15 protein-coding genes are annotated in these 16,009 nt (G+C 49.0%); 5 read left to right on the top strand and 10 right to left on the bottom strand.

Annotated elements, in window-relative coordinates:
• Positions 1-72: 72 nt before the first annotated feature.
• The 9 genes from VPR01S_RS00320 to VPR01S_RS00360 form a co-directional block, all read right to left on the bottom strand.
• Positions 73-489, bottom strand: coding sequence for a hypothetical protein (locus tag VPR01S_RS00320; protein ID WP_021703285.1), 417 nt, complete (start codon positions 487-489; stop codon positions 73-75).
• A complete protein-coding gene (locus VPR01S_RS00325) occupies positions 473-1,531 on the bottom strand; it encodes a formate dehydrogenase subunit gamma (RefSeq protein WP_021703286.1) in 1,059 nt (352 codons plus the stop codon). The genes VPR01S_RS00320 and VPR01S_RS00325 overlap by 17 nt, the downstream gene beginning before the upstream one ends.
• Positions 1,532-1,545: 14 nt before the next feature.
• Positions 1,546-2,154, bottom strand: a complete 609-nt coding sequence (gene fdh3B / locus VPR01S_RS00330) for a formate dehydrogenase FDH3 subunit beta (RefSeq protein ID WP_021703287.1) — start codon at positions 2,152-2,154, stop codon at positions 1,546-1,548.
• Positions 2,155-2,165: 11 nt separating this feature from the next.
• Complete coding sequence (locus VPR01S_RS00335) at positions 2,166-5,021, bottom strand: formate dehydrogenase subunit alpha (RefSeq protein ID WP_021703288.1); 2,856 nt, start codon at positions 5,019-5,021, stop codon at positions 2,166-2,168.
• Between the two features lie 11 nt (positions 5,022-5,032).
• The gene (locus VPR01S_RS00340; protein ID WP_021703289.1) at positions 5,033-5,230 is read right to left on the bottom strand and encodes a twin-arginine translocation signal domain-containing protein; all 198 of its coding nucleotides are present in this window, start codon (positions 5,228-5,230) and stop codon (positions 5,033-5,035) included.
• A 57-nt stretch (positions 5,231-5,287) separates the two neighbouring features.
• Positions 5,288-5,923 carry a TorD/DmsD family molecular chaperone gene (locus VPR01S_RS00345; protein WP_021703290.1) on the bottom strand — a complete coding sequence of 212 codons (636 nt, stop codon included), beginning with the start codon at positions 5,921-5,923 and terminating at the stop codon, positions 5,288-5,290.
• A gap of 10 nt (positions 5,924-5,933) precedes the next feature.
• Positions 5,934-7,595, bottom strand: coding sequence for a 4Fe-4S binding protein (locus VPR01S_RS00350; protein WP_021703291.1), 1,662 nt, complete (start codon positions 7,593-7,595; stop codon positions 5,934-5,936).
• 181 nt (positions 7,596-7,776) lie between these two features.
• Positions 7,777-8,310, bottom strand: a complete 534-nt coding sequence (locus tag VPR01S_RS00355) for a DUF3306 domain-containing protein (RefSeq protein ID WP_021703292.1) — start codon at positions 8,308-8,310, stop codon at positions 7,777-7,779.
• Entirely contained in the window at positions 8,300-8,764 is a 465-nt protein-coding gene (locus VPR01S_RS00360) for a DUF3305 domain-containing protein (RefSeq protein WP_021703293.1), read from the bottom strand. The genes VPR01S_RS00355 and VPR01S_RS00360 overlap by 11 nt, the downstream gene beginning before the upstream one ends.
• A 196-nt stretch (positions 8,765-8,960) precedes the next feature.
• Between VPR01S_RS00360 and fdhD the strand changes: the two genes are divergently transcribed.
• A complete protein-coding gene (gene fdhD / locus VPR01S_RS00365) occupies positions 8,961-9,791 on the top strand; it encodes a formate dehydrogenase accessory sulfurtransferase FdhD (RefSeq protein WP_021703294.1) in 831 nt (276 codons plus the stop codon).
• Between the two features lie 51 nt (positions 9,792-9,842).
• On the opposite strand, the gene VPR01S_RS00370 is transcribed toward fdhD, so the two are convergent.
• Positions 9,843-11,435 (bottom strand): ABC-F family ATPase, encoded by a 1,593-nt coding sequence (locus VPR01S_RS00370; RefSeq protein WP_021703295.1) that lies wholly within the window; start codon positions 11,433-11,435, stop codon positions 9,843-9,845.
• Positions 11,436-11,744: 309 nt separating this feature from the next.
• Here VPR01S_RS00370 and VPR01S_RS00375 point away from each other — a divergent pair, with 309 nt between their 5' ends.
• The 4 genes from VPR01S_RS00375 to VPR01S_RS00390 all read left to right on the top strand — a co-directional run bounded on the left by VPR01S_RS00375 (position 11,745) and on the right by VPR01S_RS00390 (position 16,007).
• On the top strand, positions 11,745-14,090 hold the full coding sequence (locus VPR01S_RS00375; RefSeq protein ID WP_021703296.1) for an ATP-binding protein: 2,346 nt from the start codon (positions 11,745-11,747) through the stop codon (positions 14,088-14,090).
• Between the two features lie 2 nt (positions 14,091-14,092).
• Entirely contained in the window at positions 14,093-14,971 is an 879-nt protein-coding gene (locus tag VPR01S_RS00380) for a mechanosensitive ion channel family protein (RefSeq protein ID WP_021703297.1), read from the top strand.
• A 113-nt stretch (positions 14,972-15,084) separates the two neighbouring features.
• The gene (locus tag VPR01S_RS00385) at positions 15,085-15,537 is read left to right on the top strand and encodes an Xre family toxin-antitoxin system antitoxin (RefSeq protein ID WP_021703298.1); all 453 of its coding nucleotides are present in this window, start codon (positions 15,085-15,087) and stop codon (positions 15,535-15,537) included.
• A complete protein-coding gene (locus VPR01S_RS00390) occupies positions 15,537-16,007 on the top strand; it encodes an RES family NAD+ phosphorylase (protein ID WP_021703299.1) in 471 nt (156 codons plus the stop codon). Before VPR01S_RS00385 ends, VPR01S_RS00390 begins: the two co-directional genes overlap by 1 nt.
• Positions 16,008-16,009: the final 2 nt, after the last annotated feature.

A 16,009-nucleotide genomic window follows, 5' to 3' on the forward strand; every position in this document is an offset into this window, starting at 1 on the left:
ATCGATGCGCATAATCATGGTTCAAAAAAGCCCCGAATCGTGCCGGGGCTAAGTGTCATGCGCCGATTTGGTTCAAAGATTCGGGCCGGTTGAGGGGGTGTGAGCAATGTTGGCTCTGAGTTGTTGCATCCCCTGCACCATGCGGACGATCCACAACAATATGGCTCCTGCAGCGATCACCATGCCAACATAAGGAATAAAACGCGCGACGGAATCGATCAGTGAGTTTCTGTACCAGTAATCGTGAACGCCAACCAGCAATCCGTTCGATGTCGCCACCGTGACCAGAAGGACAACGAAAAAGGTCAAGTTAAGAAAAAAACTGCGAATCAGACCGTAATAGTGCGAGTTCACTACTTCGGAGTCTTCCCCTTTATCCAGTCGGTAGCCAGCGTACACGATGGCGATCACGCCGGAAATAAGACAAGTAAATGGCGTCAGAAGACTCAAGATGTACGCAACCCAGATACCGCTATGATGTTTGTTCATTGCCGCGAACCCCTCCCTTAGCGTTTTTGCTGGCCACGTCGGAATTGGCCGTAGGCTCCCCGTTTTTGACCTCTTCATACCACAAATCGTGATGCTCTTTAGCCCAGGTTTCGTCAACGTCACCAGTGACCATCCCTTCTAAAGCGCCTTCCATACCAAACAAACCAATGTAAATGTGGAAGATAAAACCACAGATCAGAATCAATGCCGAGACCATATGGACCAGATTAGAAAACTCCATATCTCGCCGGGTTTGGCCAAAAATTGGGAAATCGAGGATCAGTCCACTGGCTGCAGCGACCGCTCCAAAGATGATCAATAGCCAGTAAATGGCTTTTTCACCACCATTCGAGAAGCCCGCAGATGGGTGGGTACCTTTATGCTTGCCAGCCATTCCGCCCAACTTCTTAAACCACTGTACATCGGTTTTGTTGAACAGTGACTTTCGCCACCATTTAAGCAGAACGCACATTAACAAGATAAAAAACAGCGGGCCAATGTAGTTATGGTATTGCTTGGCTGAATATACGATATAGCCCCAGAGCTCAGTGGGAATGTAAGGTTTCAAGAAATGTTTTCCGTAAACCAGCATGAGGCCACTGAAGGCTAATGTCAGGAAGGTAAAGGCCATACTCCAGTGCAGCGCCCTGTCGAGGCGTGACCAGCGTGTAATCTTTTTCCCGGTACGCGGTTTGCTCAGCATCAATGGGCCGACAACAACGTACGCCAGCACCACCAGAGCAATGCTGCCAAAAATGGCAACAGCGCCCGCCGGAGACATCCATTTTTCCTTGAGAATGTACCAAGTCTCACTTGGCTTGCTGATCAAAACGCCATGCTCAGGAGAGGTTGAGGTTGTGTATCCCTCTTGCCCTTCACGCACCTGCCGCCAATAATCGGCTCCCGCAAGTTGAGTTATCTCGCGTTGAGCGACGTCCGAAGAAGCAGGTTCTTCGGCAGAGGCTGGCGTGACAAAGGCGAGCAACAGCGCTGTCATTATCGACAGCACTGTCAGAGATACGCGTTTGAAACGTTGCAACATATCTCTTTCCACCATTAGCTCTTGGTTGCGTCATAAGACAGATCTTCACCGTCGGTCCATCCGGCATTTTTCGCTCCACGTTCAACAACGCGCTGACGGAAAATATCGGATACTTTTTCGGCATCGCCGGCGAGCAGTGCTTTGGTCGAACACAGCGAAGCGCACATAGGCAGTTTTCCCTCTGCAATCCGGTTAGCACCGTACTTCAGGCGCTCTTCTTCAGAACCAGGTTCAGTTTCAGGGCCGCCTGCACAGAAGGTACATTTGTCCATTTTGCCCCGTTCACCGAATGCGGTTTGTTTCGGGAACTGCGGTGCACCAAATGGACAGGCAAACAGACAATAACCGCAACCAATACACAAATCCTTGTTGTGCAACACAATGCCGTCTTCTGTGTGCTCGAAACAATCGGCCGGACACACCGCCATGCATGGCGCATCGGTGCAATGCATACACGCGACCGAGATAGAGTTTTCTCCCGGTTCACCGTCGTTTAAGGTGACAACGCGGCGACGCTGAATGCCCCATTCAAGTGCATCGTCGTTTTCATTTTTACATGCCGTGACACAGCCATTACATTCGATACAGCGTTTGGTGTCACATAGAAATTTCATTCGTGCCATGTGGAGGCTCCTTACGCTTTACGAATGTTACACAGGGTGACTTTGGTTTCCTGCATCTGCGTTGTTGGGTCATAACCATAAGTGGTCGCAATGTTAGCTGAGTCACCAATCACATAGGGATCGCTGCCCTCCGGGTATTTATGACGCAGATCTTCGCCTTCAAACTTACCGCCAAAGTGGAATGGGATGAACGCCATCCCCGGTTTGACGCGGCGGGTGACCATAGCTTTCACATGAATTCGGCCTTTCTCTGCCCCTTCAACCCACACCATCTCACCATCTTTAAAGCCGAGATCGTTGGCATCCTTTGGATTCACTTCAACAAACATCTCTTGTTGAAGTTCTGCCAGCCAAGGGTTGGAGCGCGTTTCATCACCACCACCTTCGTATTCCACCAAACGACCAGAAGTCAGAATAATCGGATACTCTTTTGATTTGTCCTGATCCTGAATCGACTTATAAAGCGTTGGCAGACGATAGATCGATTCCGCATCATCCCAGGTTGGGTAATCCGCGACCAAGTCACGTCGGGGCGTATACAAAGGCTCTCTGTGCAGTGGCACTCGATCTGGGAAGGTCCAGACAATTGCCCGTGCTTTGGCGTTACCAAATGGAATGCAGCCATGCTTGATCGCAACACGTTGGATACCACCGGACAGATCCGTTTTCCAGTTTTTGCCTTCTGCCGCTTGCTTCTCTTCTGCAGTCAGATCATCCCACCATCCCAAGTGTTTTAGCATCTTGTCGCTAAATTCAGGATAGCCGTCCTGGATTTCACAACCGTCCGAGTAACTGTCTTCCGCCAGTAGGTTTTTGCCTTCAAACTCGACCCCGAAGCGGGCCCGGAAGTTGCCGCCACCCTGAGCTACCGTTTTCGATGTGTCGTACAAGATATGCGTGCCCGGGTGCTTCATTTCGGGTGTGCCCCAACAAGGCCATGGCAGACCGTAGGTGTCTCCGTTGACAGGCCCACCTTCAGCTTCCAGAGAAGTTTTATGGAAGGTATGCCAGTTTTGTTGGTGTGCTTTGAGACGCTCCGGGCTTTGACCAGTGTAGCCAATGGTCCACATGCCACGGTTGAATTCACGGGTGATGTCTTCGATGACTGGCTGGTTGTTCTTCACTTCAATGTGCTTGAACAATTGTTCGGCAAAACCCAGTTTTTTACTCAGCAGATACATGATTTCGTGGTCCGGCTTAGAATCAAACAGAGGTTCGATGACCTGATCACGCCACTGCAGCGAGCGGTTGGATGCTGTAACACTGCCGTAGGTTTCAAACTGAGTCGTTGCAGGTAACAAGTAGACCCCATCGGTGCGGTCGTTCATGACCGCCGCAACCGTAGGATAAGGGTCGACAATCACCATCATATCCAGCTTCTGCATCGCTTTTTTCATCTCAACGCCACGGGTCTGCGAGTTAACCGCATGGCCCCAGTAGAACATGGCGCGGATATTGTCGTTCTGCTCGATATTGCCTTTGTCTTCAAGAACACCATCAATCCAGCGTGAGACCGGAATACCCATATTGTTCATTGGCTTAGTGCCACGGTACTCTTTTTGATCAAAACGGTCTTTGATCCAATCGAAGTCGATATCCCACACGCCTGCCCAGTGTTTCCAGGAGCCGTCAGCCAGCCCGTAATAACCCGGTAAGGTATGTGACAGTACGCCAAGATCTGTTGCCCCTTGTACGTTGTCGTGCCCGCGGAAGATGTTGGCACCACCGCCGGATTTGCCAAGGTTCCCCAGGGCCAGCTCTAGTACGCAGTATGCCCGGGTATTGTTGTTCCCTGTGGTATGCTGAGTTCCGCCCATACACCAGACCACACAACCTGGACGATTCTCTGACAGGATTTTCGCGGTTTGGTAAACATCCTGCTCACTGATGCCGGTAACACGCTCGACTTCTGCGGGTGTCCATTTCGCGACTTCAGCACGAATTTCATCCATACCAAATACACGCTGGCGGATGAACTCTTTGTCCTCCCACTGATTTTTAAAGACGTGCCACAAAATGCCCCAGATAAAAGCGACATCTGTACCAGGGCGCAGAGACACATAAAAGTCTGATTTTGCAGCCGTACGGGTTCGGCGAGGATCTGCCACCACGATCTTACAACGACTTTTCTCTTTGGCGATCAGAATATGCTGCATCGCCACTGGGTGCGCTTCCGCCGGATTTGAACCGATAAAAAGAATCGATTTACAGTTATGCATATCATTGAACGAGTTGGTCATCGCACCGTATCCCCAGGTATTGGCAACCCCGGCTACAGTGGTCGAGTGACAAATACGTGCTTGATGGTCAACGTTATTGGTGCCCCACAGCGAAGCCATTTTACGAAACAGATAAGCTTGCTCATTACTGTGTTTGGCGCTGCCTAGCCAATACACGGAATCCGGTCCGGACTCTTTGCGGATATCCAGCACTTTATCGCCGATTTCGTTGATTGCCTCTTCCCACGACAACTGTTTCCATTTGCCGTTTTCAAGCTTCATCGGGTACTTGAGGCGACGTTCACCATGACCATGTTCACGCAAAGCCGCCCCTTTGGCGCAGTGGCCACCAGCATTAAACGGATGATCAAATGCCGGCTCTTGCCCTGTCCAAACACCGTTCTGCACTTCGGCGTATATGCCGCACCCTACCGAACAGTGTGAGCAGATTGTGCGCTTCACTTCCGTTTTGGCATCAGGATCCACCGTTTTCGCCTGGGCTTTTTTGATCATGCCCGGGGTAAATAAACTGGCGCCAACCACAGCTCCGCCAGCCGCAATCGACGAGTTTCTCATAAATGTGCGGCGGCTGATCCCGAGTTGATTTTGCTCTTTCGACACATTGTCGGAGCGTTTAATCAGTTTCATCTGTTCACTCCTTACAACGAGTCGTAGTAGTCACGAATGTGTTGAGTTTCGTGATAACCGGTTTTTTTTACTTCCGTTTTCGGCGCTTCAACTTCTGACGCTGTAGCTACTTTGGCTGTTCCAGCGACAACTGCACCAGCGACCACGGCAGTCGTGAAGCCCTTGAGAAGATCTCGGCGGCTTTCGTTGATTTCACTTTTCTTTTTCATGGATTGCTTCCTTACCCAAAGGTAGTTCCGGATGCTGGTGCATCTCTTATCGACGTCCTATTGCAGTGAGTCAGTCACATTTTTTACGTCAATTTTTGATTTGTTTCTTGAGCTGGCGATGTTTTCACTAAAACGCACGGCGTCCAGGTTAAAAAACGCGTCAGCCAACTCAGCGACGGCCCGATAAAAATCAGCGCTTTGCGCCTCTTTCATCTGTCCGGTCAGTTTGTGAGTCCAAGGCGAAAGATGCTTATTAAAAAACGCCTGTTGCAGAGTCGCATCGTGGTCATCGGTCATCAAAGCCATGACTTCACACAATGCGGCGATATGATCTTCGGGCTCTTTCACATCAGCTTCACGCTCAAAGCCTAGCTGCACCAAATCATGTCGTATTTCTGCCAGCGGCTTCTCCATCAGTGAGCCCGTCAGATGCCATGAGGCAAAAGGCACAACCTCTCCACGGCCTATACCGATAAACAATGACTGGTACTCATCTTCTAATGCTTGTTGAGAGGTGTTACTCGCGGCGTGTTTCAGTGTTAACCAGGCTTTTTGCATGTTGCTTTGCTCGGCTTCGATATCAAGAGTGGCCAGAAAATCAATCACGGCCTCGTTTGGAGCCTGGCGGAAAAGCGAAGCCAGCATCAGATAAATTTCCCGATGTAGCGTCTGGTTATCTGTTGGTATATCCACGAAACGCTCCTTAGTATTTCAATTGCTTGGCAGGGTCTTCTGCCATGGCTTCAAACACATCGATAACACGGCAGTCTTCGCACATCGCGATACGATTCAAAGACGCTTCATCAGCGAAATGAGAGTGACCGCGTAACTTGTCCTGAAGCATGGCAATCATCGACTGCGGCGCAAATGGTTTTTGGCAACGCAGGCACAGTGCGGGCTTCTCTTCGTGTAATGTACGCACCTGTTGTCGCGAGCTTTGATCCCAGTTCATTTGTGGTTCCAGAGTCAGCGCATTCTCCGGACAGGCCTGACTGCATAATCCACACTGAACACAATCCTGTTCAACAAACTTGAGGCCTGGGATGTCACCGTCATGATGCAGCGCTCGAGTCGGGCACACCGCAACACAGCCCATACACAAAGTGCAGTCATCAGTGCGGCACGTCACTTTACCGTAAGGCGCACTCGAAGGCAGTGTGACAACAGACGCTTGAGGAGGATACTGACTGGCGAGTGCGTCCAGAGCCGCGAATAGCCGCTGACGTTTATTGCCGTGCAACTCACCGACAGACAGGCACAACGGCTCTTCACACAGAGACGGCCTGGTTTCGCAAAGCGATTCGAGATATAGAATGTCAACGCGCTCTTTTTCCAGCCCGATTTGAGTTAACAAAGCCTGAGCTGTCCCTACTTCACTATTGAGGACTCGGAGGATGGTTTCTGGCATAAAACGACTGGCGGCAAACAGCACTTGTGTTGCACCATTGACCAGAGCCGAAAACCAGGAATCGATACCCACAGATGGCAACTCTTCAACGACAACCGGAATGACGTTATCGGGAAGCGCATTGAGCGCCATGACGTTATAACTCTCATGGCGAGAGCTGCAGATAAGAACAATCGGACTTTCGCCGCCGGCTTGATGGTAATTGGCCAAAGTGCGCTCAATGAATTTCTGGGTATCTTGCGGATTCGGTAAGGCGTAACTGATCGCTTCTGTCGGACATGAAGTGGCACAAGTCCCCACGCCTTGGCAAAGATAAGGGTTGATGGCGATGCGATGTCCGATTTTATCGTTGCCTTCACTACTTAGCGCGCCAGCTGGGCATGCATCCACACAACGTTCACAGCCTTTTACACCACGTGAACTGTGCGCACACAGGTCGGTATCGAGACGAAAGAATTTAGGCTTATCAAATGTCCCCATCAATGTGGGGATCTCTTCTAATGCTTCCGCCAGTTTCGGATACCCTCGCCCCACCGGATAATAGCCCGGTACGGGAACTTCTTCGCTCATACACCCGCTGAGTGTCATATCCAAAACAATATCGAAACAATCGTGATCCAGTGCGACTTTGGCCAGGTTGTACGTCTGTCCCTGATTTTCTATCAGAACTTCAAAGGTGCCCAAAAATCCTGAGATCTGAACGGAACTGGCAAAATAGAGGTTTGGATGTGAGGCCCTTTCACCATCGGTCGACAGCAAGGTCAGGGAATGCATTTGTGTGAGTTGGTGCGCGGCGCTTTCAATGATCGCGGTCGGACCAACAATCAGCGTATTCCCACCGCTCTCGTAGCTTACGGTGGGAGGAATAAGATTGGTCAACTCAACCGTGTTCTCAAAAGCAAATAAGCGTGCTTTTCCGTTGGCAGATCTGGTGCGTTTTAGTTGTTGTTTCAGCATTGCTCTGTTCCATCTTTAGAACGTTTGCGTTCGGTTTCAGATGCTACAGCAAATACCATTCCAACTTTTATTAGCTTTAATATCAGCTAATTACTACCAAAATCGTGAGATTAAGTTTCAGGTTTTTGTTATTGAGACAATTTGTCTCTATTGAGATAACCATTTATTGGTCAAAATGTACCTAACTTTTATGTGGTATATTTTGTCCCACTTCTTCATCTGACACATCCTGGTTGTGCTGAGTTTGAATGGACGACAAATCACTGTGCAACTCGGCAGCCTCTTCCTTCTCAACTTTAGTTGAGATTCGCTCTTCTGCCACTTTGTGCGGCGGTTCCTCCTCGTGTTCATTCAACCACTCTCTGAGTTTTTCCGCGACGTCAGTGGACAACGGTTTCACCGCGGAATAGTCATGATCGTAGTCATTGAGCCGGTCGACTTCACTGAATTCCCCACTTAAAAATAGCTTTCTTAGTGCTGCCTTTTTGGTGGTAGCCGTCGCACCACTGACAAGCAGCTCAGCGACACTAAGGTCACGAGTTTCTTGTGGGTCTTTATCTGGTGAATCGTCAGGTGTTTGTTCCATAATCGGAACGTCTGACGCGTTCTCAGTGACCTCAGTTTGGTTCACACCATGTTCGTCGGCCGCTTGAGATTGAGGATCAAGCTTACGCCTGGACCAGCGTGAGAAGAATGGATTGTTGTCAGTTGCCACTAGAACGCCCCGCGCCTTTTCGTTTCTTACGACGAGCTTCGAGTAACTCGCCATGACGACCAATAAACGCTTCCATCCAGGCCTGAACCGGTAGCGGCATATTGGTCGAAAGCACCAGATAATCGCCATCCATGAATTGACCAGCGACGCTTTGGGAAGCCGTCAGCTTCACTATGACCGGATTGTGCTCATCGTCCATCGTGTCGAGGACGAGAAACAGTTTGGGCTGGGTTGAACTGAGGTTAAATCGATAGTCCGTTCGTTCATCCCGAAAAAGTTCCAAGCTTGCGGTAAAGCGGCTTTGTGGATCTGGGTGAAGCCCAAAACCTGTCAGTTGCCATTGCGTGCTGACCCACAAGCCCGTGCTGATTTCATGTGCAGTCAACTGGCAGTCAAGGGGCCAGTGACTTTCATCTTTTTCGCTGCTCATCGGGGCAGACTCTAACTGTGACATTGTGTTTAATCCGATCAAACGTTTACTAATTAAAGACTCAAAGCAAGTATTACGCCACATAACCATAGACATCAAACCAATGCTCAGGTGTCTTATTTATAGGAACAACCTCGATTCACCGAACAAAGAAAAATGCGCCTTTTGGAACAGGAATTGCTTTAATGGTATTAACATGAGTCGCAGACAGGATTAGATTGTGGGGAAACCAACTATCATAAAAACCAGTGAAAACCCGTTACAGACCATTGAGGTTGAAGTGTTAGATGAATACGGCGAGAGTCTGGTGAAACAGATTGCTTGTGAGCGACCATTGACGGTGATGCTTAACTGGAAAGAAGTGGTGACGTTAATGACGCTTGGCTCAAGGCCTGAGGCGCTGGTGCTGGGATATCTTAAAAATCAAAGCTTCATTTCTGATCCCAATGCCATCGAATCGGTCATAATTGACTGGCAGACCCATTCTGCCGCGGTGGTGACACAAGAAAACACTGACCACTTAGAAGGAGCATTGAAGAAAAAGACCGTCACCTCTGGCTGTGGTCAGGGAACCATGTACGGCAATGTCATGAAGCAACTGGAAAATTATCAGGTGCCTCAAATTACGATCAAGCAATCTGAAATCTACGCTGCACTGGAAGCGCTGACGCACTTTAATGACACCTACAAAAAGGCCGGCGCAGTGCATGGCTGTGCGGTCTGTCAGGGGAATCAGGTGCTATCGTTTGTGGAAGATGTGGGTCGTCACAATGCCGTGGATACCCTGGCGGGTGAGATGTGGCTCAATGAGCAAAATGGCGCGGATAAGATTTTTTATACCACCGGGCGCCTGACATCAGAGATGGTCATTAAGGTCGCACAAATGGGGATTCCTCTGCTGCTCTCCCGCTCCGGAGTTACCCAGATGGGGCTCGATCTGGCCAGACAGTTCGGTATCACCACCATTGCCCGAGCTAAAGGTCTTCGCTTTCAGGTATTTACTGGTGCAGATAAGATTGAGTTTGATGTAAAAGGCGCGCCAGCAGAGTAATTCGTGGATTTCGACATAAAGAAAAAGGCCTCCGATGGAGGCCTTTTCTGATTATCCGTCTACCCCTTTAAACTTCAGGAATTCTGAGTAAGTCCCGCGGAAGTCGGTGATCTTACCGTCGCGAATTTCCAGAATACGGGTAGCCAGAGAGTCTACAAACACGCGGTCGTGGGACACGAAGAACAGCGTACCTTTGTACTGCTCTAACGCCGTGTTCAGTGATTCGATCGATTCCATATCCATGTGGTTGGTCGGCTCGTCCATCAGCAGCATGTTCGGTTTGTGCATCATCAGTTTGCCCAGCAGCATACGCCCCTGCTCTCCACCGGATAGCACTTTAACTGACTTTTTGATGTCATCCTGAGAGAACAGCATACGACCAAGGAAGCTACGCACAACCTGCTCGTCGTCGCCTTCCTGGCGCCATTGCCCCATCCAGTCCATCAGATTCATGTCGGTTTCAAACTCATGCGCATGATCTTGTGCGTAGTAGCCGATGTTCGAATTCTCAGACCATTTGAAACTGCCGGTTGTTGGTGCCTTCACTCCCGCCAGTGTATTGAGTAAGGTCGTTTTACCTACGCCGTTCTCACCGATGATCGCCACACGTTCACCAACTTCAAAAATGGCGTTGAAATTTGTGAACAGATCGTTTTCATAACCCTGCGCCAGGTTCTCAATTTCCAGTGCATTACGGAACAACTCTTTCGACTGTTCGAAACGAATGAATGGGTTCTGACGGCTAGAGGCTTTCACTTCGTCCAGCTTGATTTTATCAATCTGCTTCGCACGCGATGTCGCCTGTTTGGCTTTTGATGCGTTGGCAGAGAAACGAGCGACGAACGTTTGCAGTTCTGCAATTTGCGCTTTCTTCTTCGCATTGTCTGCCAACAGGCGTTCACGTGCCTGAGACGCTGCGGTCATGTATTCATCATAGTTGCCCGGGTAAATACGCAGTTCACCGTAATCCAGGTCCGCCATGTGTGTGCATACACTGTTCAGGAAGTGGCGGTCGTGGGAAATGATGATCATGGTGCAGTTACGTTGGTTCAGCGTTTCTTCCAGCCAACGAATCGTATCGATGTCCAGGTTGTTGGTTGGTTCGTCAAGTAGCATGATATGCGGGTCTGCAAACAGAATCTGTGCCAAAAGCACACGCAGTTTCCAACCAGGGGCAACTTCGCTCATCAGACCGTAATGTTGCTCTTCCGGAATACCAACCGCAAGCAACAGTTCACCCGCTTTGGCGTCGGCCATGTAACCGTCCATTTCCGCAAACTGAACTTCAAGATCAGCAACGCGCATACCTTCGTCTTCGCTCATTTCTGGCAGAGAGTAGATGCGGTCACGTTCTTTTTTCACTTCCCAAAGTTCTTTGTAACCCATGATGACCGTATCAATAACGGTGTACTCTTCGTAGGCAAATTGATCCTGGTTCAGCTTGGCGATCCGTTCGTTGGGATCATAGCTGACGTTACCACTGGTTTGCTCGAGCTCACCACTTAGGATCTTCATAAAGGTCGATTTACCACAACCGTTAGCGCCGATAAGGCCGTAGCGATTCCCTTCGCCAAACTTCACGGAGATGTTTTCAAAAAGCGGCTTCGCGCCGAACTGCTGAGTTATATTCGCTGTGGAGATCAAAACCTTTACCTTAAATGTGTAAAAAACCGCGCCACACTACTGGTTCATAGCGGCAACTTCAAGTAATGATTTAGATTATCTACCCGTTGTGACAACGTGATGGCACGCCTGCACGTCATCCCTGTCTCACATCTTAGACGCAGTTGTGTTTAGAATCTGGTTCGATTGTCCTTGGTTTTCTGACTCTGAACCGTGACTCAACGAAAGAGTTTCTTTTCGAATCCCCTCTTTCGCTTCATTCTGAGTGCGCGTTCGGTCGGTTTTCCGTCTACACTAATTCAAAAAATCAACAACTTATAAGTGAGTTCTATGCGTCAGGTCTTACGCTTAATGCTCTTGTTATCTTTGTGTTTGGCCCAGCCAGCTTTGGCGCAGTGGGAATACACATTTAAAAAAGAGCCCACCGTCAGTTCCGTTGCCTACAATATCAGTCAGGAAATTCGTACGCTTCCCGAACCTTTGTTCATGACAGACAAAGACATGGCGAAAGTCGAACAACTGCTCTCAGCCTCCTTGCGTGAGCAAAATGCCCAGATTGAACTATTCCGCCAGGATTTGTTGGCGTATCAGCATTCAGGCAGTGAAGAAGACTGGTTTAAAACCGAGTCAACCTACAAAACATTACGCAGTATTGCCCAGAGTAAAGAAGCGCTACTGCAACTCACCTCTTCTGTGACTCGTGACCGCTTGACCGGTTTCGGCCCGTACGGCGTGCTTCAGTTTAAAAAAGAGTGGGAAAACACCCGGCTGAATATGAAGTATCTGGTGTTTTTTCAAATTCGCAGTGTGAAAGCTCTCATTGGAGAAGTGCTGATTTCCCCTGTTCCGGTGATCTGGGTCGGAGTCAAAGTATTCTTTATTTATCTGGTGCTCGCCTGGTGGCTTAAAAACAGCAAGCGCCTTATTAATCTGTTTTACCAGTACCATCTGGAGTCCAAAACGAATCCACCACTATGGGTGCGCTTAGTGTGGTATATCAGCCGTGCTCACCGTGCTATTGCGGTCTTAATTGCCATCACGCTTTCATTGCGGATTTTGGCCAATATCGACAGCCTGCAACATCTGATTTTTCTTGAGATTTTTACCTGGTGGATATTGGGCGGTTCTATTGCGGTCAGTTTCATTCTTGAGTTTGTTTACCGCAACAGTCGTTCGTCCAGTAAAGCGCTGATCGCGCTCCGTTTATCGACCATTCGCCGATACATCTGGAGCATTATTGTTGCTGGCGTGATCTTGCAAATATCGATGCGTACTGTTGGTAAAGGCACGATCTATTACTGGATCTACAATGTGCTGTTTTTCTGGTTTGTGATGGTGACCATGAATGTTCTGCTACTGTGGCGAAAAAAAGTATTTGAAGTGGCAGAGCGCATCTCCGACCGTCCTGTTTGGGTCAACTGGGCAATTGATCACAAAGAGACGTTTTTGGTGAGTATTGCGGCGACGGCGGTAGCCGCGTTCTGGATTACCGTACACAGTTTTAAACATCGTCTCATTAGTGCCTTATCTGGCTATACGCTGTTTAGTCAGGCGCTTGCCTACCTGTTTCGGATAGAAGTTGCTAAGCAAACAGGCAATGTGCAAACGAACCCTAATTTCGTGCGCATCAAAGGTAATCAGGCCTTTGAATATGTTCTTCCCGGATCGGCCGACAGCCGTTTGTTTGACTATGGCTCGGATGAAATCAAGCAACTGTCGCATTACTTGATGAGCGACAGTCCTGCGATTTGTGTGATATCCGGCGAACGCGGTATTGGTACAACCACGCTGTTACGCCAGCTACTCGATAAAGTGAAAAATGCCGAACCCGTTTATCTCAATTGCCCTTACGCCGGTTACAGCGCCTTACTGAAACATTTAGCGGTGAGTCTCGGGATGGAAGAAGAAAGCAGCGAGATTCAGATCCTGTCCCAGCTGCGAAAAAGTGACACCAGTTATCTCATCGCGGTCGACAACGCTCAGCGTCTGGTTAAACCCATGGTTGGCGGTCTGTCGGATTTGATTCGCCTGACTAACTTGCTACGTCGTTCCAAGAAAAACCACCGGGTGGTTATGGCGGTTGAAAAAGCGAGTTGGCGTTTTGTCGACCGAGCGCGCGGCGAGCGTCTGCTGTTTGATTTAGTCACCTTTTTGCCTCGCTGGTCAGAAAAACAGATTGGTGAATTGCTCGACAGTCGTATCAACCGAGACGTCGAGCATCCGGTTTGTTTTGATGGCTTGGTTGTACCTAAACAGTGGGATCAGGAAGACATCACTGAAGAAGACCGCGCTAAACAAGGGTTCTACCGCATTCTCTGGCACTACTCTGATGGCAACCCCACGGTGGCACTGCGTTTTTTCCGTCTGTCACTTAATCGAAACAAAGAAACACAACAAGTGGTGGTTCGTTTGTTTACCGCGCCGGAGTCCCAAGAGCTGGAAAAAATGCCCAAACCCATGCTCGCAGTACTGCGCTCAATTGTTCAGTTGGAAGTTGCTTCCACAGAAGAGCTGTCGGAGTGTACCCAGTTAAGTGTCGCTGAAGTACTCGGCACGCTGCGCTATTTCCAAAGTCGCGGTTACATCGAGTGGAACGAAGACAAAGCACGGGTTTCGGATCACTGGTTCCGTCATATTACCAACGTATTAGACCGTCAGCATTTATTGGTGAAATAGTTATGTACAGAGTCCTTTTTCTGGTTCTTTCTTTGCTGGTTACGACACCGACTTTGGCGTCAGAGGAACTGGCGCAAGTAGAAAATATCACCCAGATTGCCACGTTAATTCGTTGGAGTGGCGTGTTCTTCTCCGTATTGGTGATTGCCGCAACCTGGGTCCTGATCAAGTTCATGAACTCAATGGTTGAGAGCATTGGTTCACAGTTCGCCCAGTACCGGATGCTGCTACAAAAGTTGCAGTCTTTCCTGCAGTTTTTCATTTATATGACCGCGGGTTTGATTGTGTTCATGATGAGTTTTCGTATTAACGATCAGATCCTGACATTGATTGGCGGTACGCTGGCAGTGTCGGTGGGTTTTGCGCTCAAAGATTTGGCGGCGTCGTTCATTGCCGGAATGACGGTCATGATTGATCGTCCGTTTCAGGTTGGTGACCGCGTCACGTTTGAGGGAAACTATGGCGACATTATTGCCATCGGTCTTCGCTCTGTCAGAATGCGTACATTGAGCGATGACATCATTACGATTCCGAACAACAAATTCCTAAATGAAGTGACCACCAGTGGCAACTATGGCGCATTAGACATGCAGGTCGTCATTCCATTTTATGTTGGTATGGATGAAGACATTGTGTTAGCGCGAGACTTGATTCAGGAGGCAGCTTCTTCCAGTCGCTATATTCATTTGCCCAAACCGGTGACCGTGTTGGTTAAACAAACCATCGCAGACAACTACCTGGCGATACAGCTAACCTGTAAAGCGTATGTGGTGGATACGGCCTACGAAAAGTTGTTTGAGACAGACATTACCTTAAGGGTAATGAAAGAGTTTAAGAAACACGGCATCAAGCCACCGAAAATTGCAGTTAACGCCGGATGATCCCCAATCCCTGAATACTCATGGGCTGTTTGTTTTCATAAATCAAGCGCATTGCGAACTCGGCTCATTTGGTCCATAATTACTAGACCAAATGAGCCAAGAGGTACTGAGATATGACAGCAACAGCGATGAAAAGCTTCAAACCGAAGTCGTCATATAAGAACAACTTCTGGTTTAGCATGGGGATTGAAAACGAATCGACCGCGAAGAATGAAGCCGTGCACCAAGGCTTCGAGCCTCAGGTGTACATCAACATTCTGGAAAAGGCCAACTTATCGCAAAGTGAGTTCCATCATGTTACTCATATTCCCATCAGCACCATCAAACGCCGTTTAGCGAAAGGTGAACGTTTCAGTATGCAGGAAAGCGATGTGATGTACCGCCTTGCCCTGCTGGTCAAACTGGCAACGGATCTGTTTGATGATGAAGAGCGTGCGTTGGAGTGGCTCAAAGAGAGTGTCTACGGCCTGGCCGGAAAACGTCCTCTGGATATGATTTCCACTACGGCGGATTTTGAAGTGGTGCGTGATCTCATCGGCCGTATTGAGCACGGGGTCTTTTCCTGATGCTCATGTATCGGCTGACTCAGAAAAAATACGCCGATTCTCCTTTCAGCCCCAATGGCGCCAAGTGGTTTGGAGGGCGATGGAACTCTAAAGGTACCGAAGCCCTCTACTTTTCCGAATCTGAATCATTGTGCTCTCTGGAAGTGTTTGTTCATCTCAACAATACGCCAGACATGATCGATAGGTACGATTTGTACCGGATAGATGTACCGGACAAGCTGATCGTAAAACTCAGCCGTTCAGACCTCCCACCTAACTGGCGTTCGATTCCACCCAGTGAATCAACCCAGTTGATCGGTGATGAATTTCTCAATATTGCTGCATCCGATTTTGCTGTCTTGCAGGTGCCATCCGTTATTTCTCCGCGAGACAAAAATTATCTGATCAACCCCAACCATCCTGCTTTGAAAAAGGTATTCGCCAAAGCGGAGAAACTGCAATTTGAGTTTGATCCCCGCATCTTTAAATAATC

The sequence above is a fragment of the Vibrio proteolyticus NBRC 13287 genome (assembly GCF_000467125.1).
In the GTDB taxonomy this organism is placed as follows: domain Bacteria; phylum Pseudomonadota; class Gammaproteobacteria; order Enterobacterales; family Vibrionaceae; genus Vibrio; species Vibrio proteolyticus.

Coding starts and splice junctions, on each gene's coding strand:
- VPR01S_RS00320 (WP_021703285.1), bottom strand. CDS start 489: ATGAACAAACATCATAGCGGTATCTGGGTTGCGTACATCTTGAGTCTT.
- VPR01S_RS00325 (WP_021703286.1), bottom strand. CDS start 1,531: ATGTTGCAACGTTTCAAACGCGTATCTCTGACAGTGCTGTCGATAATG.
- fdh3B (WP_021703287.1), bottom strand. CDS start 2,154: ATGGCACGAATGAAATTTCTATGTGACACCAAACGCTGTATCGAATGT.
- VPR01S_RS00335 (WP_021703288.1), bottom strand. CDS start 5,021: ATGAAACTGATTAAACGCTCCGACAATGTGTCGAAAGAGCAAAATCAA.
- VPR01S_RS00340 (WP_021703289.1), bottom strand. CDS start 5,230: ATGAAAAAGAAAAGTGAAATCAACGAAAGCCGCCGAGATCTTCTCAAG.
- VPR01S_RS00350 (WP_021703291.1), bottom strand. CDS start 7,595: ATGCTGAAACAACAACTAAAACGCACCAGATCTGCCAACGGAAAAGCA.
- VPR01S_RS00360 (WP_021703293.1), bottom strand. CDS start 8,764: ATGTCACAGTTAGAGTCTGCCCCGATGAGCAGCGAAAAAGATGAAAGT.
- VPR01S_RS00375 (WP_021703296.1), top strand. CDS start 11,745: ATGCGTCAGGTCTTACGCTTAATGCTCTTGTTATCTTTGTGTTTGGCC.
- VPR01S_RS00380 (WP_021703297.1), top strand. CDS start 14,093: ATGTACAGAGTCCTTTTTCTGGTTCTTTCTTTGCTGGTTACGACACCG.
- VPR01S_RS00385 (WP_021703298.1), top strand. CDS start 15,085: ATGACAGCAACAGCGATGAAAAGCTTCAAACCGAAGTCGTCATATAAG.
- VPR01S_RS00390 (WP_021703299.1), top strand. CDS start 15,537: ATGCTCATGTATCGGCTGACTCAGAAAAAATACGCCGATTCTCCTTTC.